The organism is Pseudomonas gingeri (assembly GCF_013385425.1).
GTDB lineage: Bacteria > Pseudomonadota > Gammaproteobacteria > Pseudomonadales > Pseudomonadaceae > Aquipseudomonas > Aquipseudomonas gingeri_D.
In genome coordinates this window covers 542,507-569,439 of the sequence record NZ_JACAQA010000003.1, presented here as the reverse complement: position 1 = coordinate 569,439, position 26,933 = coordinate 542,507, and the positions used below count along the sequence as shown (strand labels likewise).

Below are 26,933 nucleotides of genomic sequence, written 5' to 3'. Positions count from 1 at the left end.
CGTGAGGCAGCCCCAAGACCGCTCAGTCCACGAAAACTGAGCGGTTTTGGGTTTTTGAAGCAGCTTGCCCCGACTTGCTGGCGTTGTTTTCCCCTGCGTCGGGAGCGCCAAGCATAAAGGTCCCGAACTTGAGGGTATCGGCGAGTCGCTCCAGCGTCAGGGCGAACAGGTCCGCCAGGCAAGGCAGGCTGAAATGCGCTTCCATGGTCGCCGACGCGTTCCAGTAGCCGGTCATGATCCAGACGTCATGGCGCGAAGAGCAGCGCGTCAGGCTGTACGAGGTGCAACCGGAGAGGTTCTGCAAGGTTTCAACCAATGCGTTCAGTCGAGCCTGCAGGGCTGTTGAACAACTGTCTCTTGCGTGGATTTCAACGGTGCTGATGGCAACGAGGTGCATGGGGGTTACCTAGGTCAAGGTGGATCGGCCCGTGTGTATCCAGACCCGCGGGAACTGTGTGGCATCGACCCGCATGTCCGTACTCCTGGGTACTCAATAGGATCACCCACACGATACCCAGCCCTCGACTGGACGTCATTGCACAATATGGTCACACTATTTTTCAAAACGGCCAAATGTTCCTTCAGACCCGAGGTTCAATTTCCTTGATGCAACGTTCATCCGACGATCTGGCGGGCTCACGGGATGTCGATAACATTCCCCGTCCCGTTTATGCCCTGAATGCTTCCCTGGTCTCCGAAGACTGGGAGCATGCCAAGCACCAGCACCGCAAGGCACAACTGCTGTATTCGGTACGCGGCATCCTCAATTGCGAGGTCGAGGACGGGGTCTGGATCGTGCCGCCGCAATGTGCGGTGTGGATCCCGGGCAGCATGCTGCATGTGGCTCGCAGTTCTGGCGAAACGGAGTGCTACTGCCTGTTTATCGAGCCTGAGGCCGTCGCCAATCTACCTCGATTCTGTTGCACCCTTGCGGTCTCGCCGCTATTGCGGGAACTGATCCTGCGGGCGGTGAGCCTGCCACATCTGTATGACGAGCAGGGGCGCGATGCCCGTCTGGTCGCGACGTTGCTCGACGAGTTATGCGAGGCTCCGGTGGAAGACCTGCACTTGCCCATGCCGCGAGACCGGCGGCTACGGCAACTGGCGCAGCGGCTGCTGGACGAGCCTTCGGCCAAGGTGCCGATGAGCGAATGGGCTACGCGTATCGGCATGAGCGAGCGGAGCATGAGCCGGCTGTTGTTGCAGGAAACCGGCGTGAGTTTCGGTCGCTGGCGCCGACAGTTGCATATCATCCTGTCACTGCGACGCCTGACCCGGGGTGACAGTGTGCAGGCGGTTGCCCTGGACCTGGGCTACGAAAGTTCCAGCGGGTTTGTCACCATGTTCCGCAAGGCGGTCGGCAAACCCCCGGCGCGCTATCTGCTGGAGCGCGTGGTCAACACCACGCGGGAGGGCGGCTTTGCCAATGTGCCCGGTGGTATTGTGCTGGCTGCGGATCAATGAAAAAGGCTCCGTATCTTTCGATACGGAGCCTTTTTCCATCTACGTCGGCAATCCTCGATCAAGCCTGCGGAATAGGCTGGAAGGGCGACTCCTTATCCGTACGCTCCTTGCTGCCCCAGGCCGCGACACCGACCTTGATGGCATAGAACAGGATGCTGAAGACCACGAACAGGAACAGTGCCGTCAGCGTGGCGTTGGTGTAGGCGTTGAAGATCACGTGCTGCATCTGGGTGATGTCCTTGGCCGGGGCGATCACCTGGCCGGCGTCCAGCGCGACGCTGTATTTCTTCGCCAGGGCGAGGAAGCCAATGGCCGGGTTGGCGTCGAACAGCTTGATAAAGCCGGCGCTGGTGGTGCAGATCAGCAACCAGGCGGCAGGCAGCAAGGTCACCCAGATATAGCGCTGGCGTTTCATCTTGATCAGCACCACGGTGCCGAGCATCAGCGCGATACCGGCCAGCATCTGGTTGGAGATGCCGAACAGCGGCCACAGGGTGTTGATGCCGCCCAACGGGTCGATCACGCCTTGATACAGCAAGTAACCCCACATGGCCACACAACCGGCGGTGGCGATCAGGTTGGCGGTCCAGGACTCGGTACGCTTGAGCGCCGGGACAAAGGAGCCGAGCAGGTCCTGCAGCATGAAACGTCCGGCACGGGTACCGGCATCCACCGCCGTAAGGATAAACAGTGCTTCGAACAGAATCGCGAAGTGGTACCAGAACGCCATGGTGTTTTCACCCGGCAGCACATGGTGGAGGATCTGCGCGATACCGACCGCCAGGGTCGGTGCACCGCCGGCACGGGCCAGCACGGTGGTTTCGCCGATGTCCTTGGCCACGGCCAGCAGGGCGTCTGGAGTAATCGCGAAGCCCCAGCTGCTGACGGTCTGCGCCACGCTCACTGCATCAGCGCCCACCACGGCCGCCGGGCTGTTCATGGCGAAGTAGACGCCCGGATCGATGACCGAGGCGGCGACCATCGCCATGATTGCGACGAAGGACTCCATCAGCATGCCGCCGTAACCGATGTAGCGGGCATGGCCTTCGCTGGCCAGCAGCTTGGGCGTGGTCCCGGAGGCGATCAGCGCGTGGAAACCGGACACCGCACCGCAGGCGATGGTGATGAACAGGAACGGGAACAGGCCGCCTTTCCAGACCGGGCCGGTGCCGTCGACAAACTGGGTCAGCGCCGGCATTTTCAGCACGGGCATGGTGATCAGGATACCGATGGCCAAGGCCATGATGGTACCGATCTTGAGGAAGGTCGACAGGTAGTCGCGGGGTGCCAGGATCAGCCACACCGGCAGTACCGCGGCGACAAAGCCGTAGCCGATCAGCATCCAGGTGATCTGGATCCCGGTAAAGGTGAAGGCTTTGGCCCAGACCGGGTCGGCGGCGATCTGCCCGCCGAGCCAGATCGAGCCGAGCAGCAGGAGCACGCCGACAACCGAGATTTCACCGATGCGGCCCGGGCGGATGTAGCGCATGTAGATGCCCATGAACATCGCGATCGGGATGGTCGCCATCACCGTGAAGATGCCCCATGGGCTCTCGGCCAGGGCCTTGACCACGATCAGCGCCAGCACCGCGAGGATGATGATCATGATCAGGAAGCAGCCGAACAGGGCGATGGTCCCCGGCACGCGGCCCATTTCCTCACGGACCATATCGCCCAGGGAGCGACCGTTGCGGCGGGTGGACATGAACAGGACCATGAAGTCCTGCACGGCACCGGCCAGCACCACGCCGGCGATCAGCCAGAGCGTACCGGGCAGGTAGCCCATCTGTGCCGCCAATACCGGACCGACCAACGGCCCCGCGCCGGCAATGGCGGCGAAGTGGTGACCGAAAAGAATGTGTTTGTTGGTCGGCACATAGTCCAGGCCATCATTGTTGAGGACGGCGGGGGTGGCGCGACTGGGGTCGAGCTGCATCACCTTGTTGGCGATAAACAGACTGTAGTAGCGGTATGCGACGAGGTAGATGGCGACTGCGGCGACTACGATCCAGAGGGCGTTGATGGCTTCGCCGCGGCGCAGGGCCACGACACTCAGCGCAAACGCTCCCAGGACAGCCACGGCAAACCAGACAAGGTGTTTAGCCAGACGGTTCATTGCGTGTCTCCTGCCAACAGTCGGTAGACTGCGGCGGTAATTTTTATAATTGTGTCCGCGGTGCGGAGCTGGCCCAATATCCGTGGATGCGGTCAACAAAAGTATCCGCACGACTACGTACGCAGCCTCTACGTAGTTCTACTGAGAGTCCCTGGAATTCGTCATGCAGCTCAAGCATAAAATCGTTGCCCTGGGGATCCTGCCCCTGGTCCTGGCTATCGCGGTCATCTGCGCGCTAGTGATCTCCCTGAACCGCCAACTGGGCGATCAGCAGGCGCAGCTGATCGAAGACAGCATTCTGGCGAGCAAGCGTGCGGAGCTGAAAAACTACGTCGCCATGGCGCAAAGCCTGATCGCGCCGCTCTATGACGACGGCAAGGGTGACGCCCATGCCCAGCAGCAGGTGCTGGAAGAACTGCGCAAACTGAGCTTCGGGATCAATGGCTACTTTTTCGTCTACGACCGCCAGGGCCGCAGCCTGATGCACTCGCGACAGTCGGAGCTGGTGGGCCAGTACCTCTGGGATATGAAGGACCCCCACGGCCTGCCGGTGATCCAGGCATTGCTGAAAAGTGCCGAATCCGGGGAGGGCTTTCAACGCTACGCCTGGAACAAGCCCTCGACAGGGCAGGTGACCGACAAGCTCGCCTATGTGGTGATGCTGGATAATTGGGGCTGGATGCTCGGGACCGGCATTTACCTTGAGGACGTCGAGCGCGCCACCCTGCAGGCCCGTGACGAGGTGGCCCAGGGCATCCGCAAGACCATGCTGGCGATTGCCGCGGTCGCCCTGGTGGCGGTGCTGTTGGTCTTCGCCAGCGGCATGACCCTGAACGTCAGCGAGCATCGCCTGGCGGACAAGAAGCTTCAGCGTTTGACCCAGCGCATCGTCAGTTTGCAGGAGGAAGAGCGTTCGCGGGTTTCCCGTGAGCTGCACGACGGTATCAGCCAGGTCCTGGTGTCCATCAAGTTTCAGTTCGAGCTGGCCAGTCATGTGCTGGAGAAAGGGCAGGACCGGGGCCTGGGGATCTTGCGAGAGGCCGTCGAGCGCCTGGGGGAGGCGATTGGCGAGGTGCGCAGTCTTTCCCATGACCTGCGCTCGTCCTTGCTCGATACCCTGGGCCTGGCGGCGGCGATCGGTCAGCTCGCCGCCGAGTTCGAGCAGCGCAGCGGGTTGCTGGTGACCTACGACAACAATGAATTCGATTGCCAACTGGCCGATGGGCTGCCGGTCTCGTTGTTTCGTATCGTGCAGGAAGGCCTGACCAATATCGAACGCCATGCCCAGGCGCACAACGTTTCGATTACCCTGCACGGGTCCGCCGAGTCCATCAGGCTGACGGTGATCGACGACGGTATCGGTTTTAACGTCGCCCAGGTCGAGCGGCGTCACGCGGGCATCGGCTTGCGTAATATCCGTGAACGGGTCGAGCATTTTGGCGGGCGCCTGGAGCTGGCGTCGACGCCGGGAAGAAGTGTGCTGGATGTGCTGCTGCCGCTTAAAATGCCCGCTACAAAGTACTGACAGCCCATAACAAGAGCGAACGCCCCTGATGAGCCTGGTTTACCCAATTCGCGTCGCCCTGGTCGACGATCACTCCCTGGTCCGGGATGGGATCAAGGCCTTGCTGGCGATCATGCCCGCCCTGGAAGTGGTGGGCGAAGCCGAGAGTGGCGCCGAGGCGCTTGAGATGGTCAAGCGCTGCCAGCCGGACCTGCTGCTGGTGGATATCGGCCTGAAGGACATGAACGGACTCGAGCTGACCCGGGTGTTGAGCAAAACCTACCCGTTGTTGAGGATCCTGGTCCTGAGCATGTACGACAACACGGAGTATGTCAGTGAGTCCGTGCGTTCCGGGGCCAGTGGTTATGTGCTGAAGAATTCCCCTTCACGGGAAATCATTGCCGCCATTGAAGCCATCGCCAGCGGCGGGACCTTCTACAGTGCCGCCATCGCCCAGCGGTTGATCGCCGACAAGCCCGCCGATAACGAGCTGACACCGCGCGAGAGCCAGGTGCTGCGCAAGATGGTCGAGGGCATGAACAACAAGGAAATGGCCCGAGAACTGGATATCAGCGTGCGCACGGTGGAAACCCATCGTTTGAGCATCCGCCGCAAGCTCAACATCGACAAGCCCGCGGCCCTGGTCAAATATGCGATTGACCATGGGATCATTTCGCACTGAGGCGGGTCTGGACTGCGTGACGGTCTTCCAGGCCAGCCATTGCGCGGCACGTTCCGCTCGCATTTGAAACGTTTGTGTCCATTGGAGCGACAGAGCATCGCTTTTTGGCCGGCTTATCTTTGCGCAAGGCATCGGCATAGTGGCGCCCTATGAGTCGACAGCACAGTGGCTGTTGATAGAGCGAAGGAAAGAGGACGCCACCATGTCTGATAACACTCGATTGAAGTCCTTTCGAATTGAGATTCCCCAGGCCGAACTTGATGATCTGGCGCGTCGCCTGGCGGGCACGCGTTGGCCGGAGCGAGAAACGGTAGCCGACTCGTCCCAGGGGGCACAATTGAGCCGGGTGCAGGCGCTGGTCGAGTACTGGCGCACCGAGTACGACTGGCGCCGTCTGGAGTCGCGTCTGAACGGCTACCCGCAGTTCAAAACCGAAATCGACGGCTTGGGTATTCACTTCCTGCACATCAAATCGCCCCATGCCAACGCTCTGCCGTTGATCATGACCCATGGCTGGCCGGGTTCGATTGTCGAGTTCCTGGAGAGTATCGAGCCACTGGTCAATCCGACGGCCCACGGCGGGGAAGCGAAAGATGCTTTCCATGTGGTGTTGCCATCGATTCCGGGATACGGCTTTAGCGACAAACCTACCGGCAAAGGCTGGAATCGCACGCGCATCGGTCATGCCTGGCATGAACTGATGAATCGCCTTGGTTATTCTCGCTATGTAGCCCAGGGCGGCGATTGGGGGAGTGTGGTGACGACTGAAATGGGCCGCCTGAAGTTTGAGGGGCTGGCGGCCATTCACGTCAACCTGCCTTTTGTCGTCCCCCAGGATCTGCCGGCGCGGTTGAGCGCCCAAGAGCAAGCCGCCCTTGACCAGTGCGTGCTGTTTGCTTCGGACGGCATCGCCTATCACGACCTGCAGACGACGCGTCCGCAAACCATCGGGTTTTCACTGGCTGACTCACCAGTGGGGCAGGCCGCCTGGATCTACGAAAAGCTCGCGTCCTGGAGCGACAGTGACGGTCAGGCCGAGAGCGTTTTCTCCAACGATCAGATGCTGGACAACATCATGTTGTATTGGCTGACCAACAGTGGCGCCTCGTCCGCGCGCATGTACGCCGAGCACCCGGGCCTCAACTTCGGCGCGGTCCCGCTGGAATTGCCCGTCGCGGTCTCGGTATTCCCGGGTGAAATCTACACGCCGCCCAAGGCGTGGGCGGAGCAGGCGTACAGCAACCTGATCTATTGGAACAAGGTGTCGAAAGGCGGTCATTTCGCGGCGTTCGAGCAGCCGGCACTGTTCGTCTCTGAAGTTCGCGCGGCGTTCTCCAGCCTTCGCTGATTGCCGAGCAGGTCCTGTTCAGCCACCCACCCAGGAGAGTTGATAATGCCCATTGCAGCGATCAATACCATCGAAATAGAAACCGTTCCCGGACGGGCGGGTGAGGTCGGCACGAAACTTTCTCATATCGTGCATGCACTGCTTAACAGTTCGGGGTGCATGGGCTATGGGGTCGCTGATAATCATGCGGTTGAAAACGCCTGGATTGTCAGTGGTTACTGGCATTCAGAAGTTCAAATGCTGGCGCATTTCAATCAGCCTGAGTTGATGAGTTTCATGGAGTTATTGAACAGTGGCCTGATCAGTCGAATCCACTTCAACAGCTTTGTCCTGGGACGATCTGAAGTTGAATGTCATGTCGGTGAATGAAGTGCCGTTCAGTGGCCTTGATTTGAACCTGATGCTGGTATTTGCCCTGGTTTTTCGCGAACGCAGTGTCAGTCGGGCCGCCCATTGTCTGCGGGTGACTCAGCCGGCCGTCAGCGGTTCATTGGTCCGTTTACGCCAGTATTTCGGTGATCCGCTGTTCGTGCGGGGAGGCCAGAGCATGCGCCCCACGGCCAAGGCTCAGGAAATTGCCGGCCTGCTGTTCCCGGCCATGGCGCAGATCGAACGGCTGCTGAGCCAGCACAAGGGGCTGAAGATCTGAGTGTCGAGTGCTGTCGCCAGCTTGCCAGGTGTGAAACCGGCGATTGTCTCTCTGATGGCGACTAACAGTATCACTCCGCGTTATTTATCCGGGTAGGGCATTCCTTCATTATTCAACTATCGGCAGCGAAGACTCAGAGGTTGACGGAGCATGCTGCTAAGTAACACTCACCGCAATAGATAGTGTCTCGGCATAACCCAAATTACGGGTGCGGGACGCTGTGTGCCCGAAATAAGTGTTTTCCGGTTTTTAAAGTGTTGCAGGAGAGCGAAATCATTTTTCAATCACTGCTTCCCACATCATTTAACAAGTAGGAGATAAAGAAATGATCGCCCATCATAAACGACTTTCCGTCGCGTTGAGTGCGCTCTTAGTGGTCGGCACTGCCGGGATCGCCGTGAAGTATGGCGGTCATTTTTCCCCCATCGGCGCAGCACAGGCGGCCGAGGTTGCCCAAGCGCCCAAAGCCGAAGTGGATGTCGCCACCGTGGTCTTCAAACCCGTCAGCGAATGGCAGAGCTATTCCGGCCGTCTCGAAGCCGTGGGCAAGGTGGACATTCGCCCGCTGGTGTCCGGCACCCTGGTTGCCGTGCATTTCAAGGACGGTGCCCTGGTCAGGAAGGGAGATCCCTTGTTCACCATCGATCCACGGACTTACCTGGCGGAAGTGGATCGTGCGGCAGGCCAACTGGCGGCTGCCGAGTCCCGGGCGCTTTACACCGCCACCGATGCCGGCCGCGCGGCACGACTGATGGATCAGAACGCCATTTCCAAGCGCGACTTCGATGAGAAGCAAAATGCCTCCCGTGAAGCCATCGCCAACGTCAAGATGGCCAAAGCGGCGCTGGATGCGGCCAGGGTCAACCTGTCCTACACCGAAATCAGCGCGCCCATCAGCGGTCGCGTCTCACGTGCGGAACTGACCGTCGGCAACGTCGTTTCGGCCGGTGCCGCCGCGCCGCTGCTGACCCGCCTGGTGTCGGTATCGCCCATCTATGCCTCGTTCGATGTCGATGAGCAAACCTACCTGCGCTACCTGAATCAGTCCTCGACCCAGTCCGCCCCGGTGTCCCTTGGCCTGGCCAATGAAGACAGCTTTTCGCGCCTGGGGGTCGTCGATTCCATCGATAACCAACTGGACACCCAGTCCGGAACCATCCGTGTACGTGCCCGTTTCGACAATGCCAACGGGGCGTTGCTGCCAGGCCTGTATGCACGCCTCAAGGTCGGCGGCGGCAAGCCGTCCGAGGTCGTGCTGGTGGACGACTCGGCGATCGGCACGGACCAGGCGAAGAAATTCGTGCTGCTGGTGGGGGCGGGCGACAAGGTCGAGTACCGCGAAGTCACCCTGGGCAACCTGCATGAAGGCTTGCGCATCATCACCTCCGGTTTGAAAGCCGGTGATCGCGTGGTCGTCAGCGGTGTGCAGCGTGTGCGTCCGAACGACAGTGTCCACGCCAACAGCGTTGACATGGCGAATATCAGCCGTGCTGCGAAGCCTGCGGCTTAACGCGAGAACATCCTCATGAATATCTCCAAATTCTTTATCGACCGGCCGATTTTTGCCGGCGTGCTCTCGGTGCTGGTCGTGCTGGCGGGGCTGATTGCCCTGACCAAGCTGCCCACCGCCGAATACCCGGAAGTGGTGCCGCCCTCGGTCGTGGTGCGCGCCGAGTACCCGGGCGCCAACCCGAAAGTCATCGCTGAAACCGTGGCATCGCCGATTGAGGAGCAGATCAACGGCGTCGAAGACATGCTGTACATGCAGTCGCTGGCCAACAGTGACGGCAAGCTGACCACCACCGTGACCTTCAAGCTCGGCACCGACCCGGACAAGGCCCAGCAGTTCGTGCAGAACCGCGTGGCCCAGGCCCTGCCGCGCCTGCCCCCGGATGTGCAGCGCCTGGGTGTGACAACGATCAAATCGTCGCCGACCCTGACCATGGGCGTGAGCATTACCTCGCCCAACCAGCGCTACGACCTGACCTACCTGCGCAACTACGCCCTGATCAACGTCAAGGATCGCCTGGCGCGGATTCCGGGGGTGGGTGAAGTGGTGATGTGGGGCGCCGGTGACTACTCGATGCGGATCTGGCTCGACCCACAGAAAGTGGCGCGCCTGAACCTGACGGCCACCGATGTGGTCAATGCCATCCGCGAGCAGAACGTGCAGGTGGCGGCCGGTATCGTCGGCGGTGCGCCGATGCTGACCAATGTGCCGATGCAACTGAGCGTCAACGCCCAGGGTCGTTTGAAAACCGAGCAGGAATTTCGCGACATCATCCTCAAGGCCGGCGGCGGGGCGGTGACCCATCTGTCCGATGTGGCGCGCGTCGAGCTGGCGGCTTCCGAGTACACCCTGCGGGCGATGCTGGACAACAAACCGGCCGTGCAGATGATCATCTTCCAGCAGCCCAACGCCAACTCGCTGCAGATTTCCGATGACGTGCGCAAGGTCATGGAGGAGATCAAGCAGGACATGCCGGACGGTGTCGACTACGGCATCAAGTACGACCCGACCCAGTTCGTGCGCGACAGTATCCATGCGGTGATCCAGACCCTGCTCGAAGCCATCGCCCTGGTGGTGCTGGTGGTGATCGTGTTCCTGCAAACCTGGCGTGCCTCGCTGATTCCGTTGCTGGCGGTGCCGGTGTCGATCATCGGCACCTTTGCGTTGCTGCTGGGCTTTGGCTACACCATCAACGCCTTGTCGCTGTTCGGCATGGTGTTGGCCATCGGCATCGTAGTGGACGACGCCATCGTCGTGGTGGAGAACGTCGAGCGCAACATTGCCGACGGTCTCTCGCCGCGGGATGCGACCTATAAAGCCATGCAGGAAGTCAGCGGGCCGATCATTGCCATCGCCCTGACGCTGGTCGCGGTATTCGTGCCGTTGGCGTTCATGTCCGGGCTGACCGGGCAGTTCTACCAGCAGTTCGCGATGACCATCGCCATCTCCACCGTGATCTCGGCGTTCAACTCGCTGACCCTGTCGCCCGCGCTGTCGGCCATTCTGCTCAAGGGGCACGACGCACCGAAAGACCGGTTGACGCGGGTCATGGACGCGCTGTTCGGGCGCTTCTTCACGCTTTTCAACCGGCTCTTCAACCGTGGCTCGCAAAGCTATGGCCACGGCGTGCGCCGGGTGATCAACCGCAAGCTGGTGATGCTGCTGATCTACGGCATCCTGCTGGGCGGCGCAGTGTGGATGGGGCAGATCGTGCCCGGCGGTTTCGTTCCCGCACAAGACAAGGACTATGTGGTCGCTATTGCGCAACTGCCTAGCGGCGCCACCCTTGACCGTACCGAGAAAGTCGTTCGTGAAATGGGTGATATTGCCCTCGCTATTCCAGGGATCAAGAACCTGCCGCAGTTCCCGGGGTTGTCGGTCAGCCTGGCCAACTCCCCCAGCAGCGCGCTGGTGTTCCCTGTGCTTGAACCGTCCAAGTACCGCTCCAAGGAACAATCCGCCTCGGCCATCGTGGCGCAGTTGAATGCGAAGTATGCCGGGATCAAGGGCGCAGCGATTGCCGTGTTCCCACCACCGCCAGTGGCGGGCCTGGGAACGGTCGGCGGCTTCAAACTGATGGTCGAAGACCGTGGCGCGCTGGGTTATGAGGCGCTGAACAAGGCAACCCAGGATTTCCTCGCCGCTGCTGCGAAAGCCCCTGAGTTGGGCCCGGCGTTCTCGATGTTCCAGATCAACATGCCGCAACTGAACGTTGAGCTGGATCGAGTCAAAGCCAAGCAACTGGGCGTGTCGGTGACGGATGTATTCGACACCCTGCAGATCTACCTGGGTTCGATGTACGTCAATGACTTCAACGCCTTCGGTCGCGTGTACCAGGTGCGGGCCCAGGCGGATGCACCGTTTCGTGCCACTGCTGAAAACATCGGTTTGCTGAAAGCCCGCAACGCCGCCGGGGAAATGGTACCGCTGTCGTCCCTGATCAAGGTCACCACCACTTACGGCCCGGAAATGGTCGTGCGCTACAACGGCTACACCGCGGCGGACATCAACGGCGGCCCGGCGCCGGGTTATTCGTCCGGCCAGGCCCAGGCGGCGGTCGATCGCATTGCCAAGGAAGTGTTTCCGCGCGGCATCAAGTACGAGTGGACGGACCTGACCTATCAACAGGTCCTGACGGGCAACGCGGCGATGTGGGTGTTCCCCATCAGCGTGCTGCTGGTGTTCCTGGTGCTGGCTGCCCTCTACGAAAGCCTGACCTTGCCGCTGGCAATCATCCTGATCGTGCCGATGAGCATTCTCTCTGCCTTGCTCGGCGTGTGGCTGACCCATGGCGACAACAACATCTTCACCCAGATCGGCTTGATGGTGCTGGTGGGACTGTCGGCGAAGAACGCGATCCTGATTGTCGAGTTCGCCCGGGAACTGGAGATGCAGGGGCGCACCATCGTCCAGGCGGCGGTGGAAGCCAGTCGGTTGCGGCTGCGTCCGATCCTGATGACCTCCATCGCTTTCATCATGGGCGTGGTGCCGCTGGTGTTTTCCTCCGGCGCGGGTTCCGAGATGCGCCAGGCCATGGGCGTCGCGGTGTTCTTCGGCATGCTCGGGGTGACCTTGTTCGGCCTGATGCTGACGCCGGTGTTCTACGTGCTGTTGCGCAAGCTGTCGGGGGTGGAGCACCTGGTGGACAAGCACGGCAAGCACCCGCACCTGGGCGCTGAGCTCGGCGGCCATGAAGCTGCGGAGCACCCTATTCCTTCCACACAGTCTTCGGTTCGCGCGCCTGAAATCGCGTAACAGAAGTAAGGAGAACGACATGAAAGTATTGACCTTGAATCGCATGTTTTTCGGGACGGTGTGGTTGGCAACCCTGCTGGCGACTGCCGGTTGCTCATTGGCCCCGAGCTACCTCAAACCACAGGTATCGATGCCGCCGGCGTACAAGGAGGAAAAGACCCAGCCGCTTTTAAAGCCTGCTGAGGCGGGCAGCTGGAAAACCGCCGAGCCGTCGGAGTCCATCCCACGGGGCGAGTGGTGGCGGGTGTTCAACGACACCGCGCTGAATCAGCTCGAAAGCCAGGCCCACGACGCCAACCAGAACCTGGTGGCGGCGGCGGCCCGGCTGAAGGAGGCGCGGGCGCTGAACCAATCGGCCCGTTCCGCGCTGTTCCCGACCCTGGACGCGGGCTTCGGCCCGACCCGGGAGAAAGTCTCGCCCGCCTCGCAGTTCCAGTCGGACAGCGGCCAGGGCGCGAGCCAGACGATGTGGCGGGCCCAGGCCGGGGTGTCTTACGAAGTCGACATGTTCGGTCGGGTGTCCTCGACGGTGGATGCCGCCGACGCCCAAACCCAGCGCAGTGAAGCCTTGTTCCATTCGGTGTTGCTGGCGTTGCAGGCGGATGTCGCGCAGAACTATTTCGCCTTGCGTGAACTGGACGCGGAAGTCGAGGTGTACAACCGGGCGATCGAGTTGCGCGAGCAGGCCTTGAAATTGCTCCAGCAGCGCTACGCAACGGGTGACATCGCCGATCTGGATGTTGCCCGGGCCGAGTCCGAACTGGCGACGGCACGTTCCGATGCCATGACCGTGCAGCGCCTTCGCGCGACCTCGGAGCACAGTCTCGCGGTATTGCTGGGCAAGACGCCGGCGGAGTTCTCCATGGCCGCCAATCCCCTGCAAGCGGTGAACCTGCGGGTGCCCGCCGGCCTACCGTCATCGCTGCTGGAACGGCGCCCGGACATCACCGCGGCCGAGCGTTCCATGGCAGCCGCCAATGCACGGATCGGTGTGGCGAAGGCGGCGTTTTTCCCGTCGCTGACCCTGACCGGTTCGGCGGGTTTCGAGTCGGGTTCGTTGAGCAATCTCTTCAAGTGGAGCAGCCGTACGTTTCTGTTGGGGCCTCTGGCCGGAACCGCGCTGAACCTGCCGATCTTCGATGGCGGCCTGCGCAAGGGCAATCTGGCCAATGCCCGGGCGGTCTACGAAGAAGAGGTCGCCAACTACCGGCAACAGGTGCTGGTGGCCTTCCGCGAAGTGGAAGACAACCTCTCCGACCTGAGGCTGCTGGAGGACCAGACCCGCACTCAATCGCAAGCGGTGGACGCGTCCCAGCGCGCGGCCAAACTGGCCAGGGCTCGGTACACCGAGGGTGATGCCAGCTATTTCGCGGTCATCGATGCCGAGCGTGTGGCCTTGCAATCACGCCGGGCGGCGGTGCAGCTGGAAGGCGTTCAGGCGGCCGCAACGGTCAACCTGATTCGCGCCCTGGGCGGCGGTTGGGGCGATGCCGTACCGACCAAGGTGGGCGTGGCGGTTTCGCAAAATTGATTTTGGCGGGCAGCGCGATGTTCAAAGGCTGCCCGCGCAACTTTCCATCCTTCTAACGGTGAAATCATGACCTCGATTGACCACGACACCCAGTCGCGGGACAAACTGCTGATTCTGGCGGCGATTTGTCTTTCCGCCTTGGTGCTGCCCCTGAGTTTTACCGGCGGGGCGGTTGCCACGCCCGCGATTGGCCGGGATCTGGGCGGCAGCCCGGTGGCCCTGACCTGGATCACCAACGCGTTCATGCTGTCCTTCGGCAGTTTGCTGATGGCGGCCGGCGCATTGGCCGATGTCTATGGGCGCAAGCGCCTGTTCACCCTTGGCATGCTGCTGTTCACCGCCGCTTCCGTGGCGCAGAGCCTGGCACCCTCGGTGTTCTGGCTGGATGTCCTGCGCGCCGTCCAAGGCGTTGCCGGTGCGGCGGCGCTGGCCAGTGGTTCGGCCGCATTGGCGCAGGAGTTCGAGGGGCATGCCCGTACCCGGGCGTTCAGCATGCTGGGAACGACCTTCGGTATCGGCCTGGCGTTTGGCCCTCTGGTGGCGGGTGTACTGATTGACGCCTTCAGCTGGCGGGCGATCTTTGTCTTTACCGCCCTGATTGGTGTGATCGCCATGGTCTTTGGCCTTCCGCGCATGCGTGAAACCCGCGACCCGGACGCCACGGGGCTGGACTGGCCCGGCACGATCACCTTCAGCGCGATGCTGGCCCTGTTCACTTTTGGCGTGATCCAGGCGCCGGACAGCGGCTGGGGCAGCCCGTTGGTGGTCTGCCTGCTGGCGGCTTCGGCAGTCTTGCTGATGGCGTTCGTGATGATCGAAATGCGCGTCAAGCGCCCGATGCTTGACCTGACCTTGTTCCGGTTCCCACGGTTCGTCGGCGTGCAGATGCTGCCGATCGGTACCTGCTACTGCTATATCGTCCTGGTGGTCATGCTGCCGTTGCGCTTTATCGGTGTCGAAGGCCTGAGTGAAATCGACGCCGGCCTGTTGTTGCTGGCGCTGTCCGCGCCGATGCTCGTCGTGCCCATGCTGGCCGCCTCGCTGACCCGTTTTCTCTCGGCGGGGATCCTCTCGGGCGTGGGCTTTCTGATTGCTGCCGTGGGCTTGCACTGGTTGAGTTTGTACAACGTCGGCGAGCCGAAATTCGGCCTCGTGGGCCCGATGCTGTTGATCGGTATCGGTGCCGGCTTGCCATGGGGCTTGATGGATGGCCTGTCGGTCAGCGTCGTGCCGAAAGAGCGCGCCGGCATGGCCGCCGGGATTTTCAACACCGTGCGGGTGGCGGGTGAGGGCATTGCCCTGGCCAGCGTTGCCGCGATGCTTGCCTCCTTGCTGCACAGCCACTTGTCCGACGCCGTCCAGGTGGTTGCCGGTAGTGCCGATGCGGCGCTGATCGCCGAAACCGCGCATCGGGTCACCACGGGCGATATGGCCCATGCGATCAACACGATACCGGGCCTGGCCAACGAGCGCCTGGTGGCGGGTTATGCGGCCGCGTTCCAGTACCTGTTGCACATCCTGACCCTGATCACCCTGGCCTCCGCCGCGGTGGTGCTGGGCCTGTTGAGTAAAAACCTCACGGTGTCCGAGGAAGGGGTCAGCGACGCGTTTTGATTGTCGCCCAATGATCTACAGAGCATCGCTTTGCCGGTTGTTTATCAAAAAAACTTGAAAGCACACACTTTATCCATCGCGCCCAACCTGGGTACGACTCACCGAACTGACTTCAGGTATCGCTATCATGAACAAACTCTATATCGCCAATCAGACCTGTTCCCAAACCGTCCAGATCATTGCCAATGAACTGGGCCTGACTCCGGAGTTGATCCATTTCGACGTGTTCGGCAAGAGCACTTCCAATGGCGATGACTTCAATGAAATCAATCCATTGGGTTATGTACCGGTTCTGCTTCTCGGCAATGCTCAGAACGATCAACTGTCTGAAACCGTCATTATCTCTTCCTACCTGGCCGACCAGTTTCCGGAATCGCAACTTGCACCGCCATCCGGCACTCTGGAACGAGCCAAGTTTGATCAACTGTTGAACTTCCTGGCGACCGAAATCGCCCAGAAACACATCCCCCTGATGCGCAAGCTGATGACCGAGGAAGGGATCAAATGGAGCCACGCCAAGTTGGTCAGCGCCTACGGTGTGCTTGATGCGCGTCTGGCCGATGGCCGTGCCTATCTCACTGGCGATACCTTCACCGTTGCCGACGCCTATGTGTTCGGTACCTGGTGGCATGAGCGTTCCGGCGCGCCGATTACTCATCTGAAAAACCTGATGGCCTACAAGGCCCGTATCGATTCGCGGGCTTCTGTACAAAAAGCACTGAAAGACGAAGCCGAAATCGTGGCGCTTCACGAAGAGCGCAAGTCGGCCTGAGGTTGATGTCGTTGCGCAGGAAAGGCCGCTTTGCGGCCTTTCCTATTGGCAACTTTCTGCCGGAGGAGATGGTCTAGCGCAGGCGGTCCGCCAGGTAGTTCAGCACGGCGCGGATTTTCGCCGGCATCCGGTGGCCCAGGGGAATCAGCGCGTGAACCGGCGGGCCGGGTGCATCCACCACCGGCAACACACGCACCAGCCTGCCGCAATCCACGTAGGGTTGGGCGACCTTGTCGAAGAGTTGGGCAATGCCGAGTCCGACAACGGCCGCGTCGATCACCGCCTGGCCATCCGAGACCACCAGCACCGGAGTGGGGGAGAACTCGCGGATCTGGCCATTTTCAGCCAGTGACCAGGGCCGTAACCGACCGGTGAACCCACGAAAGATAATCGCTTCATGGTTGACCAGATCAGCCGCGGACTCTATCGGTGCGTGGCGCGCGAGGTAATCGGGGGCGGCGTACAGGGCGAGTGTGGTGTTGCATAAGCGGCGCACGGTCATCTCGCTGTCCTGGGGCAGTTCGCCGGCCCTGACCACGATGTCCCAGCCTTCGCCCACGGCATCGGACATGCGATCGGTCATGGACAGCTCCAGTGTCACCTGCGGATAGCGCTGACGAAGCTCGGAAATGGTCGGCAGGAACAGTTGGCGAAAGCCCGAGGGGATATCCAGCCTCACGCGGCCAATGGGTTCTTCCTTGCGGGCCGCCAACGCCTGCGCGGCATCGCGAAGCCCATCGAGGGCGGCGATGGCCGCCTCCAGATAGGTTTCACCGTCTTCGGTCAGGCGTACGGCACGGGTAGTGCGCTGGAACAACTTGGTGCCGAGCCTCGCCTCCAGGCGCTGGACGGCCTTGCCGACATTGGATTTGCTGGTCGAGAGGTTCTCGGCGGCGCGGGTAAAACTGCCGGTCTGTGCGACGCCGACAAAGGCGGCAATGTCCGGAAATGAAGCATCGATGCGTTCCATTATTGTCTCTCGTTGAGCGCCTCAGCCTGTCAGTGGGTTTCGGCAGGCGAACTATAGACGTTATTTTCCGAGTGATTGACGCCTTTGGGGCGACACATTGTCTCTCGAAGAGAGGCAATGGCATAAGCCAGCACGTTTGATTATTGGACAGAAAAAGCCCTCCCGGTCGATGCTCGGGAATCTTCTTTGACGATGGAGTTCTTCATGAGTGCACGACGTCAACTCAAACTGGGCGCCTTTATGCGTCCGGTCAGCATCCACACCGGCGCCTGGCGTTACCCTGGCGCTTATCCCGATGCCAACTTCAATTTCGCCCACCTCAAGCGTTTCGCCCAAAGCCTGGAGCGTGCCCGGTTCGATGCGTTTTTCATGGCCGATCACCTGGCCTTGCTGAACATGCCCATCGAGGCCTTGAAGCGCAGTCATACCGCCACTTCATTCGAACCCTTCACATTGTTGTCCGCCCTCAGCCAGGCCACCGAACATATCGGCCTGGTGGCGACCGCATCGACCACCTATGACGAGCCGTTTCATATCGCCCGTCGGTTCGCTTCCCTCGATCATTTGAGCAACGGTCGCGCCGGCTGGAATATCGTCACCACCGCCAACCCCGATGCGGCCCTGAACTTTGGCCTGGAGCAGGCCTTTTCCCATGATGAGCGTTACGCCCGGGCACGGGAGTTCTACGATGTGGTGACCGGGTTGTGGGACAGTTGGGCGGATGACGCCTTTGTGCGCGATGCCGACAGCGGCGTGTACTTCGATCCGGACAAATTGCACACCCTGGACCACAAAGGCCGTTATCTGAGCGTGCGCGGCCCCTTGCATATCGCCCGTCCCGTGCAGGGGTGGCCGGTGATTGTCCAGGCCGGCTCATCCGAGCCGGGACGCCAGTTGGCGGCTGAAACGGCCGAGGTGATTTTTGTCGCGCCCGGCACCCTGGAGGAGGGCCGGGCGTTTTATGCCGACATCAAGCGCCGCATGCAGCTGATCGGTCGCAACCCGGAACACCTGAAGATTCTTCCCGGGGCCTTTGTGGTGGTGGGCGATACGCAAGAGGAGGCCCGGCGAATCCGCGCGCACCTCGACAGCCTGGTGCATGAGCAGAGTGCGATGGCCTCGCTGTCGGTGGCCCTGGGGGTCGACGCCACGAAGTTTGATCCGGACGGGTTTCTCCCGCCAATCCCCGAAACCAATGGCAGCCAGAGTTCCCGTGAGCGGGTGCTGGCCCTGGCTGATCGCGAGCAACTGACGGTCCGTCAACTGGCCCAGCGCCTGGGCGGTTATGCTGGGTTGTCGTTCGTGGGGACGGCCCGGAGCATTGCCGATGAGATGCAGCAGTGGCTGGAGACCGAAGGCAGTGACGGCTTCAACATCATGTTTTCCTGGTTGCCGGGCGGACTGGATGATTTTGTCGACAAGGTGGTTCCCGAGTTGCAGGCACGGAGCATTTTCCGGCGTGAATATGAGGGGACGACCCTGCGGGAAAATCTCGGATTACCACGCCCGGAGAATCGATTCTTTTCCTAGGTGCCGGGTGGCAGGCTGGTCACGGTCATCGACTGGCGGTTACTGATAGTATGTCGCCATGACGATGGAGATTGGTTATGCCCTATGAGCTGGATAATCGCTTGGTGATTGGCGTGGCATCGAGCGCTGTGTTTGACCTCAGTGCTTCGGATGCGGTCTTCAAGAGTCAGGGGGAGGAGGAGTATCGGAAATTCCAGGAGCGCAAGCTGGACGAGCCGTTGCCCAAGGGTATCGCCTTTCCTTTTATCAAGCGCCTGCTCTCTCTGAATGATTTGAGCGCCGATCCGGAAGATCCCCTGGTGGAAGTGGTGCTGTTGTCCAAGAACGATCCGGACACGGGGCTGCGGGTGATGAGAACCATCGATCACTATGGGCTGGGGATGACGCGGGCGATCTTCATGCAGGGCAAGTCGCCTTACGAGTACATCCCGGCCTTGAATATTGCGCTCTTTCTTTCGGCCGACAAGACCGATGTGGATGCCGCCATCAAGGCCGGGTATCCGGCGGGTCAGGTGATGGACTCGAAATCCGATGATGACGAGGACGACGATACCCTCAGGATCGCCTTCGACTTTGATGGCGTCCTCGCGGGGGATGAGTCCGAGTCGGTGATGCAGGCGTCCGGGTTGGTGGGTTTTCACGCCCATGAAGTGAAGAATGTCGCGCAGCCCCACAATCCGGGACCTCTCAAGGAGTTCTTTGTGCGTATTGCGAAGATCCAGTCGGAGGAAGAGAAATACAAGGCGCAGAACGCCGAGTACAAGAACCGTCTGCGGGTTTCCATCGTGACCGCCCGTAGTGCGCCGTCCCACGAACGGGCGCTGAATACGCTGAAGAGTTGGGGCGTCATGGCCAACGACGCTTTTTTCCTCGGCGGCATCGAGAAAGGTCGGGTGCTGGCGGTGCTGAAACCGCACATCTTCTTCGACGACCAGTCGGGGCACCTGAAGTCGGCCAGCGCGGTCGTGCCTTCCGTGCATATTCCGTTCGGTGTGACGAATCAGCCGAAAAGCTGACTCATCCTGGTCATCTGCCGGAAAATGCTAGCGGGTGCGATTCGGCTTGCGATCTTCAGTACGTTGCTGAGACCTGGGCGGATTTCGGGCTTTCCGGCCTCTATCCCTTTGATTGCAAGTCGTACCAGAAGCGCCACCTCCATGCCTTTTGTACCCTTCATTTCCTGAGCAAACTCGTCTCGGTATAACGGGGTTTCAGTGCCCGGCGGAGCAACCTCGACAACCGAGACGCTGGACTGCTTCAGTTGCGCCCGTAAGCATCGGGTATACGCATGGAGTGCGGATTTTGCTGCGCTATAGATAGGCGCGGCGGGGAAGGGAACAAACGCGAGACCGGAGGATATATTGACGATCATGCTCTCCGGCTGTTTGAGTAACAGCGGAAGAAACTGCTGGATCATCCATATCGGGCCATTCAGGTTGATGTCTATTTCCTGGGTCAGGTTGACGAGCTCGAACTCGTTCTTCAGCCGGATATTACGCATCACACCTGCATTGTTGATCAGTATGTCGAGATTGGCGAATTGTTCGCTGACGTTCAGAAATAATGAGCGAATACTCTCCGGGTCACTCACGTCGCTTTGAAAAGTGTGTATGCCAGGCAGTAACGCTTGGACTGAGTTGAGCTTCTCCCTATCGCGCCCGGTAATAATTACGGTATTCCCTAGCGCCATCAATTGACGGGCCAGTTCGAGTCCGATCCCACTGCTTGCGCCCGTAATCAGGACAACACGGTTATTCATTTTCATCAGGTTAGCCCTCGTTTTTTGATACGAGCGGCCAGCATGGGCGATACACTATCCAAATGAAAGAAGGCACCCAAACGTTAGATACTTACCCGGCGGAGAGTGTAAAAGATGAGGGACATTCCGAACTTTACCGAGGAGCAGATTGCGGCGGCGCGGTTCTATTCCAGCTTGACTCCCCCGGTAGACATAGATCCGCGTATTTCATCGTTGGTGACGGACCTTATCGGTCGTGTCGCGGACAAATGGACGATGTTGATCCTTGAGGCCTTGATTGATAAAAAACCTTTGCGCTTCACTCGTTTGAGCGAGCGGGTAGAGGGCATCAGCCAGAAAATGCTGACTCAGACCTTGCGCGCGATGGAGCGTGATGGATTGGTGCAACGTACGGTGTACGCCGTGGTTCCTCCGAAAGTCGAGTACACCCTCACTTCTTTAGGCGTGACCTTGAGCGCGGCGTTTTGTGGCGTTTGGGTTTGGGCCGCCAATAACCTGGATGAGATCGAGAAGTCGCGTCGAGATTTCGATGAGAATAAAAAATAAAGCCGCCCATTGTCGGGAGGCTATATCTTGCAGGTCGGCAAGTCCGCAGCCAGCGTCGTCGTCAAGGCTTCTGCCGTATAGGCCGCCGGCTCGCGAAAGCCGGCAAAACCATCACGGATCGACCTGGCCCATCAATTCAGCCACCGACTCCTGCCGTTTGGCATAACGCTGCGCCAGCACCGCACAGACCATCAGCTGAATCTGATGGAACAGCATCAGCGGCAGGATCAATACGCCGATGGTGCTGCCGGCGAACAGCACCTGGGCCATCGGCACGCCGGTGGCCAGGCTTTTCTTCGAGCCGCAGAAGAGGATGGTGATGCGGTCTTCCTGGTCGAAGCCAAAGGCCTTGCCCAGCACGGTAGACGCCAGCAGCACCAGCCCGAGTATCACGCCGCAGACCACCACCAGACCGGCCAGGTCCCAGAGCGGGATCTGATGCCAGATGCCTTCGTTCACCGCTTCGCTGAAGGCGCTGTAGACCACCAGCAGGATCGAGCCCTGGTCAACGAACTTCAGCCAGGCCTTGTTACGTCCCACCCAGGCACCGATCCAGCGTCGGGCGATCTGCCCGGCAATGAACGGCAGCAGCAGTTGCACGCTGATCTTCAGGATCGCATCGAGGGTCGAGCCACCGCTGCCGTGTACATCCAGCAGCAAGGTCACCAGCAAGGGCGTGAGGAAGATGCCGAACAGGCTCGACGCCGCCGCGCTGCAAATCGCCGCCGGCACATTGCCCCGGGCCAGGGAGGTGAAGGCAATCGCCGACTGCACCGTGGCCGGTAGGGCGCAGAGGTAGAGCATGCCCATATACAGCTTGTCGCCGATCAGCGGCGACAGCAGCGGCTTGAGCGCGACGCCCAGCAGTGGGAACAGGACAAAGGTCAGGCTGAACACCAGCAGGTGCAGGCGCCAGTGGCCGGCACCGGCGATGATCGATTCGCGCGACAGTTTGGCGCCATGCAGGAAGAACAGCAGGGCAATGGCGATATTGGTCAACCAGCTGAAACCGACGGCGACCTGGCCACTGGCGGGCAGGAAGCTGGCGATAAGCACCACGCTGACCAGGGTCAGGGTGAAATTGTCGGGCAGGAAACGAGGGCGGGTCATCAGGCGGGTCATCCAGAAGCCAGAAACAGTAGAGGGACTTTAGCCTGTCTACGGATTGCCGACTAACGCCAATAAGTCCATGAATGTCGCCTAACGGACATAACGTCGCGCCCGGCCGTCCGTCTCCCTTGATCAGATACGGCCGGCAGTGACGCCACCATCGACGGGCAATACCGTGCCGGTAATCCACGACGCCTGTTCCGAAGCCATGAACAGGATGGCCTCGGCCACATCGCCAGGCTGACCGTTGCGACCCAGCGGGTGGAAGGCGTTGAAGGTCGGCAACACGGCCTTGACTTGTTCGCTGTCCATGAAGGTGTTGTACACCGGCGTTTCGACCACGGCGGGGGCGACGGTGTTGATGCGGATATTCGACGACGCCAGCTCGATGGCCAGGTTGCGGGTCAGGGCATGGACGCCGGCATTGGCTGCCGAGTAGGCCGCCGACGGCGTCGCGCCAATGGCTTGCAGGGCCCACAGGGAACCGGTCTGCACGATGGCGCCGCCGCCGCGTTGCTGCATGGCTTTGGCGGCCGCCTGGGCCATGAAGAATTTGCCCTTGAGGATGATATCGACGAAGCCGTCGTATTCCTGCTCGTCCAGCTCGAGGAAAGGTTTGGGGTTAAACACACCCGCGTTATTGATCAGAATATCCACGCCGCCGAACTCGGCGCTGGCCAGCTCGACCAGGGCCTGGGCCGTGGCGGGCTTGGCGATATCGGCCGCGAGGAAACGTACCTGCTTGCCGGTGGGGTCGATCTGCACGGCGGCTTTTTCCAGTTTCGCCGCGTCACGGCCGCTGATCACCACGCTGGCGCCTTCGGCCACCAGGCGTTGCGCCACTTCCTTGCCGATGCCTGAACCGCCGCCGGTGACGATGGCGACCTTGGAAGAAAATCTTTTCATGTTTTTGCCCTGTGCTGGGTGGATGAAATAACCTGAACCGTTCTACGCTTGGGTCTTAATTGCTGTAGTGCTTCGGCTTGGGTGCTATTCTTCGCCTTGCCAGCAGGGCTAACAAATCAGAAGTTTTTTTCATTTATTAAAGAAAATCTTTAGCAGATGACCACGCCAACCTATCTCAACGCGCTTCGCGCATTCGAAGCGGCTGCCCGGCACCAGAGCTTTTCGGCCGCGGCCGCAGAGCTTCATGTCACCTCCGCGGCCGTGGGCCAGCAGGTGCGCACGCTGGAGGCGTGGCTGGGGATTGCCCTGTTCAATCGTGCTTCGAGTGGTTCGACGCGGCTGGTGCTGACCGATGTCGCGCGCAAGGCGCTGCCGGATATTCGTGACGGCTTTGAGCGCCTGAGCGTTGGGCTGGCGCGCTTGAAGGAGGGGGGGCTCAGCACCGGGCTGACCGTAACGGTGAGCCCGGCGTTTGCCGCCAAGTGGCTGTTGCCACGGATCGAGCGTTTCCAACTGGCCTATCCGCAGACCGATGTGCTGTTGGACACCAATCTCAGGCCCGTGGATTTCATTGCCGAAGGCATGGATATCGGCGTGCGTTATGGTGCGGGACGTTGGCCGGGATTGACCGCGATCAAATTGATGGACGAGGAAATGTACCCGGTGTGCGCGCCCAGCTATCCATTGCTCAAGGCCGGGCGATTACCGGGCAAGCACCTGGCCGAGGCCACGCTGATCCATGATTTGTCGATGGCCAGCGATCCGGCCTACCCGACATGGCGGACCTGGCTCGATGCCTCAGGATACGGCGAGATCAACGCGGAACACGGACTGCGCATCAACAATTCGGCGGCCGTGCTGCAAGCGGCCATTGATGGCCAGGGCCTGGCCCTGGGGCGCAGCGTGATGTTACGCGATGACCTGGCGGCGGGGCGGTTGATCCGCCCCTTTGGCGAAGCCAGTCATCCATTGGTGTTTGCCTACTACATCGTCTATCGACCCGAGATGGAGGGGTTGGCAAAGATCCAGGCGTTCCGTGACTGGCTGCTTGAGCAGGCGTCCCCCAGCGTTGGAGGCTGAGTTCCTCTCTTTCCTTGAAGAAAATATTACCCGTGCCTATTTCAGGTAACAGGCCCCGATCCAGTCCTGAGGGTTTGGTGACAGTTGCCGGGCCAGGGGCAAGTAACGGGCATCCAGTTGCGCGGCGAGCCAGTAGAGTTTGTTGCTGCTTTTCGGCTCCCAGGTGCCGCTGTACCCGGTCTCTCCGACGTTGGCACGGTCGCGGTCAAACTTCACGCGGGTATGCACGAACTCCTGATGGCTGCGTTGACCGTTGGCATAGGGCACCAGCCAATCGAGCGAACGGACCAGGGAAGAACCGGTGGGGGCGGTGTAAGTCAGCCAGTTGCCACCGTAGGGCTTGGCCGCCAGGGCCGCCTGAACCAGCGGCTCCAGGTCATAGACGACGTAGTGCAGTGCATCGCGCTCCCTGAAGTCGAACACCGAACCATCCGGCAGGAGATTGTCCGCCACCTGTTGCTGGAACAGCTGGAAGGCCTGTTCGAGCATGGCGTGATCAGCCAGTGCGGCGGCGGCCATTGTCACCAGCTTGACGCGATGGCTCTGCCAGTTGTTGATCTCCTTACCGCCCTTCGAACCGTGGAACTGCCGGATTTGCGCGATGTAGCCGTTTCCGAGTTTGCGCAGGAAAGCCTGGCTGGCGGCCCGCGTTTGCGGGCTGAGTGCGTTGGCGGTGAGGGTATAGGTATCGATCAGTTGATCGAGATTGGTCTCGTCAATCGGGTTGAAGTCCGGCTGATAGGTGCGGGTCCAGGCGGCAAGCCCCTCGTCGACCTGTTGCAGATAGCGCGGATCGGCGCCCAGGCGCCAGGCCAGGGCGGCTTGGCGCAATACTGGCCAATCCTTTTCCGCCGCGATGCTCTGCTCGCGAATGCCCTGGTTCGGCAGGGTACCTTCCGTATGCAGATGGGGCAGGGCGTGGATGCCATCGCCGAGATGTCCTTGTGCGGTAGCCAGCAGATGTTTGGTGGACGGGCTGGTGGCGACGGGTTGGCAGAGGCTCATGATTTGAGGTGAGGTGGTGGCACTCGAGAGCGTGCTGACCAGTGCTGCGACGATACCGAAGGCCCATGCTGCAGTGCCGGGAAAAACTCGTGACATGCTCTATCTCAACGCTTGATAAGTGAAACCAGTGCGGCTGGCAAGTGTTGGAAAAACTAGCACAGCGTGGTTTCTTTCTTGATGAAACCGGCGAGCGGTAACCGCCACGAAGGGGACGACAACGGCCATGGTGCTCAACACTTCGGCGGCTTGCAGCAAGTAGACCCGGTCAAAGCCGCCGTCAGCGTGAGGGCCGGCTGAATTCCGGAATTTTTTGAGCCGAATGCTGGTTACCCACTACTAGAGCCAGTATCGCCAGGCCCTGGATTCCGGCCGCCAGCCCCAGCAGCAGGAGTTCGCCATGGGACCCGCCGACCAGTGATTTAACGGCGCCAAAGAGCGCCGGCGCAAAGGCATAGCAGCCTTGGGCGGTAGCGACGATCAGCGTCACCACGCGCTGTGTTTGCTGGCGCGGGAATTCCGCTTGGGCAATCAGCGGCGGCAAGGAGGTGGCGTTGCCGATCCCCGCGCCAAACAGGATGACCCCCAGCCACAGCAGATCGGGGAAGCTGCCTAATCCGGTCATGACCAGGCAGCCGAGCAACTGGCAGCCATAGCTCAGGCAGGCAACGGTGCGCCGGTTGGCATTGGGTGGCATCAGCCAACCGACCAGAAACCGGCCGGCGATGGCGCTTGCCGTTGCCAGGCCCATTGCCAGGCCGGCCTTTGCCTCTGTGACGTGATCGACCAACAGCAGGAACAAGTGGGTAATCAGCCCGATCTGGGCGAACAATCCCAGGGACATGGCGGCCGCCAATGTCACGAATCGACGATTGCACCATAGCGAGGTTGCCTTGCTACCCGGGGAGACGGTCGGCTGCTCAGGTGGCTGATCCGCCCCATCGGCATATTGCCCGAGGTCTTCAGGCCGAACCTTGAAGACCTTGATCGACAGCACGGCAATCGTCGTTATCGACACCAGGCCAACCCCTAGCGCGGCCTGGGTGAAGCCGATCCGGTCGATCAGGAACACCCACGCGGATGAAAAGATCACCCCGCCGATACTGGCGCCGTTGCAGGCCATTGCCAGGGCCGCCGGACGCTTGGCCACAAACCATGGGGCGATCAGCGCGTTGACGGCGGCGGCGCCCATGGTCACCCAGCCCAATCCACTGAGCAGTGCGGCCAGGAACAATTGGTAGGGTTGATCGGCTACCGACCATCCATAAACGCCGATGCCGAGCAGGATCGATCCGAGCACAGTGGTGCGGGGCAGGCCCAGGCGCTTGTACAAGACGGGCAGGTTCACCACCACCAGGGTGCCCGCGAGAAAGTGCAGGGTGACGGCGGCCGAGCACAAGGGCAGCGACCAGCCGGTTCGCTGAATCACCGCGTAGAGAAAGATCGGCGGACCGTAGAAGCCGATCCCCCAGCCGAACACCGCCATCACAAAGGTCGCCGCCACGACCTTTCGGCCAAAAAAATTCGATTGCTGCATGGGTGAATCCCTTCAAGTGGTTTGGCATCAGTATGATGATGAAAAAAC

Annotated in this window: 23 protein-coding genes; 15 read left to right on the top strand and 8 right to left on the bottom strand. The window is 60.7% G+C overall.

Annotated elements, in window-relative coordinates; genetic code table 11:
• Nucleotides 1-22: 22 nt before the first annotated feature.
• Entirely contained in the window at nucleotides 23-397 is a 375-nt protein-coding gene (locus HX830_RS05225) for an antibiotic biosynthesis monooxygenase (RefSeq protein WP_152740882.1), read from the bottom strand.
• 209 nt (nucleotides 398-606) lie between these two features.
• On the opposite strand from HX830_RS05225, the gene HX830_RS05220 reads away from it, so the two are divergent.
• Nucleotides 607-1,464, top strand: coding sequence for an AraC family transcriptional regulator (locus HX830_RS05220; RefSeq protein WP_152740883.1), 858 nt, complete (start codon nucleotides 607-609; stop codon nucleotides 1,462-1,464).
• Between the two features lie 58 nt (nucleotides 1,465-1,522).
• On the opposite strand, the gene HX830_RS05215 is transcribed toward HX830_RS05220, so the two are convergent.
• A complete protein-coding gene (locus tag HX830_RS05215) occupies nucleotides 1,523-3,580 on the bottom strand; it encodes a carbon starvation CstA family protein (RefSeq protein ID WP_177099188.1) in 2,058 nt (685 codons plus the stop codon).
• Between the two features lie 163 nt (nucleotides 3,581-3,743).
• Here HX830_RS05215 and HX830_RS05210 point away from each other — a divergent pair, with 163 nt between their 5' ends.
• The 10 genes from HX830_RS05210 to HX830_RS05165 all read left to right on the top strand — a co-directional run bounded on the left by HX830_RS05210 (nucleotide 3,744) and on the right by HX830_RS05165 (nucleotide 16,445).
• On the top strand, nucleotides 3,744-5,105 hold the full coding sequence (locus HX830_RS05210) for a cache domain-containing protein (RefSeq protein WP_103499786.1): 1,362 nt from the start codon (nucleotides 3,744-3,746) through the stop codon (nucleotides 5,103-5,105).
• A gap of 28 nt (nucleotides 5,106-5,133) precedes the next feature.
• Nucleotides 5,134-5,766, top strand: a complete 633-nt coding sequence (locus tag HX830_RS05205) for a response regulator (RefSeq protein ID WP_177099187.1) — start codon at nucleotides 5,134-5,136, stop codon at nucleotides 5,764-5,766.
• Nucleotides 5,767-5,968: 202 nt separating this feature from the next.
• Entirely contained in the window at nucleotides 5,969-7,114 is a 1,146-nt protein-coding gene (locus tag HX830_RS05200; RefSeq protein WP_177099186.1) for an epoxide hydrolase family protein, read from the top strand.
• Nucleotides 7,115-7,159: 45 nt separating this feature from the next.
• Nucleotides 7,160-7,483: an antibiotic biosynthesis monooxygenase gene (locus HX830_RS05195; protein ID WP_177099185.1), complete on the top strand. Its 324-nt coding sequence runs from the start codon at nucleotides 7,160-7,162 to the stop codon at nucleotides 7,481-7,483.
• The gene (locus tag HX830_RS05190; protein ID WP_177099184.1) at nucleotides 7,470-7,763 is read left to right on the top strand and encodes a LysR family transcriptional regulator; all 294 of its coding nucleotides are present in this window, start codon (nucleotides 7,470-7,472) and stop codon (nucleotides 7,761-7,763) included. The genes HX830_RS05195 and HX830_RS05190 overlap by 14 nt, the downstream gene beginning before the upstream one ends.
• Before the next feature lie 325 nt (nucleotides 7,764-8,088).
• The gene (locus HX830_RS05185; protein ID WP_177099183.1) at nucleotides 8,089-9,273 is read left to right on the top strand and encodes an efflux RND transporter periplasmic adaptor subunit; all 1,185 of its coding nucleotides are present in this window, start codon (nucleotides 8,089-8,091) and stop codon (nucleotides 9,271-9,273) included.
• Nucleotides 9,274-9,288: 15 nt separating this feature from the next.
• Entirely contained in the window at nucleotides 9,289-12,528 is a 3,240-nt protein-coding gene (locus HX830_RS05180; RefSeq protein WP_256350397.1) for an efflux RND transporter permease subunit, read from the top strand.
• A gap of 19 nt (nucleotides 12,529-12,547) precedes the next feature.
• Nucleotides 12,548-14,059 (top strand): efflux transporter outer membrane subunit, encoded by a 1,512-nt coding sequence (locus HX830_RS05175; RefSeq protein WP_177099182.1) that lies wholly within the window; start codon nucleotides 12,548-12,550, stop codon nucleotides 14,057-14,059.
• A gap of 66 nt (nucleotides 14,060-14,125) precedes the next feature.
• A complete protein-coding gene (locus tag HX830_RS05170) occupies nucleotides 14,126-15,673 on the top strand; it encodes an MFS transporter (RefSeq protein ID WP_177099181.1) in 1,548 nt (515 codons plus the stop codon).
• A gap of 127 nt (nucleotides 15,674-15,800) precedes the next feature.
• Nucleotides 15,801-16,445: a glutathione S-transferase family protein gene (locus HX830_RS05165; protein WP_177099180.1), complete on the top strand. Its 645-nt coding sequence runs from the start codon at nucleotides 15,801-15,803 to the stop codon at nucleotides 16,443-16,445.
• A 73-nt stretch (nucleotides 16,446-16,518) separates the two neighbouring features.
• On the opposite strand, the gene HX830_RS05160 is transcribed toward HX830_RS05165, so the two are convergent.
• Nucleotides 16,519-17,415 (bottom strand): LysR family transcriptional regulator, encoded by an 897-nt coding sequence (locus HX830_RS05160; RefSeq protein WP_177099179.1) that lies wholly within the window; start codon nucleotides 17,413-17,415, stop codon nucleotides 16,519-16,521.
• Between the two features lie 204 nt (nucleotides 17,416-17,619).
• On the opposite strand from HX830_RS05160, the gene HX830_RS05155 reads away from it, so the two are divergent.
• Nucleotides 17,620-18,945: an LLM class flavin-dependent oxidoreductase gene (locus HX830_RS05155; RefSeq protein WP_177099178.1), complete on the top strand. Its 1,326-nt coding sequence runs from the start codon at nucleotides 17,620-17,622 to the stop codon at nucleotides 18,943-18,945.
• 77 nt (nucleotides 18,946-19,022) lie between these two features.
• Nucleotides 19,023-19,961 (top strand): 5'-nucleotidase, encoded by a 939-nt coding sequence (locus tag HX830_RS05150; protein WP_177099177.1) that lies wholly within the window; start codon nucleotides 19,023-19,025, stop codon nucleotides 19,959-19,961.
• Here HX830_RS05150 and HX830_RS05145 read toward each other — a convergent pair.
• Nucleotides 19,946-20,710 carry an SDR family oxidoreductase gene (locus HX830_RS05145; RefSeq protein WP_177099176.1) on the bottom strand — a complete coding sequence of 255 codons (765 nt, stop codon included), beginning with the start codon at nucleotides 20,708-20,710 and terminating at the stop codon, nucleotides 19,946-19,948. The two genes, HX830_RS05150 and HX830_RS05145, sit on opposite strands and share 16 nt — an antisense overlap.
• Nucleotides 20,711-20,818: 108 nt before the next feature.
• Between HX830_RS05145 and HX830_RS05140 the strand changes: the two genes are divergently transcribed.
• Nucleotides 20,819-21,250, top strand: a complete 432-nt coding sequence (locus HX830_RS05140) for a winged helix-turn-helix transcriptional regulator (RefSeq protein ID WP_103499782.1) — start codon at nucleotides 20,819-20,821, stop codon at nucleotides 21,248-21,250.
• Nucleotides 21,251-21,361: 111 nt separating this feature from the next.
• Here the strand turns inward: HX830_RS05140 and HX830_RS05135 are convergent, their stop codons facing one another.
• A complete protein-coding gene (locus HX830_RS05135) occupies nucleotides 21,362-22,360 on the bottom strand; it encodes a bile acid:sodium symporter family protein (protein WP_177099175.1) in 999 nt (332 codons plus the stop codon).
• A gap of 132 nt (nucleotides 22,361-22,492) precedes the next feature.
• Nucleotides 22,493-23,266 (bottom strand): SDR family NAD(P)-dependent oxidoreductase, encoded by a 774-nt coding sequence (locus HX830_RS05130; protein WP_152739606.1) that lies wholly within the window; start codon nucleotides 23,264-23,266, stop codon nucleotides 22,493-22,495.
• A 156-nt stretch (nucleotides 23,267-23,422) separates the two neighbouring features.
• Between HX830_RS05130 and gcvA the strand changes: the two genes are divergently transcribed.
• Nucleotides 23,423-24,346, top strand: a complete 924-nt coding sequence (gene gcvA, locus HX830_RS05125; RefSeq protein WP_177099174.1) for a transcriptional regulator GcvA — start codon at nucleotides 23,423-23,425, stop codon at nucleotides 24,344-24,346.
• A gap of 36 nt (nucleotides 24,347-24,382) precedes the next feature.
• On the opposite strand, the gene HX830_RS05120 is transcribed toward gcvA, so the two are convergent.
• Complete coding sequence (locus HX830_RS05120) at nucleotides 24,383-25,447, bottom strand: alginate lyase family protein (RefSeq protein ID WP_177099173.1); 1,065 nt, start codon at nucleotides 25,445-25,447, stop codon at nucleotides 24,383-24,385.
• 181 nt (nucleotides 25,448-25,628) lie between these two features.
• Nucleotides 25,629-26,885, bottom strand: a complete 1,257-nt coding sequence (locus tag HX830_RS05115) for an MFS transporter (protein WP_177099172.1) — start codon at nucleotides 26,883-26,885, stop codon at nucleotides 25,629-25,631.
• Nucleotides 26,886-26,933: the final 48 nt, after the last annotated feature.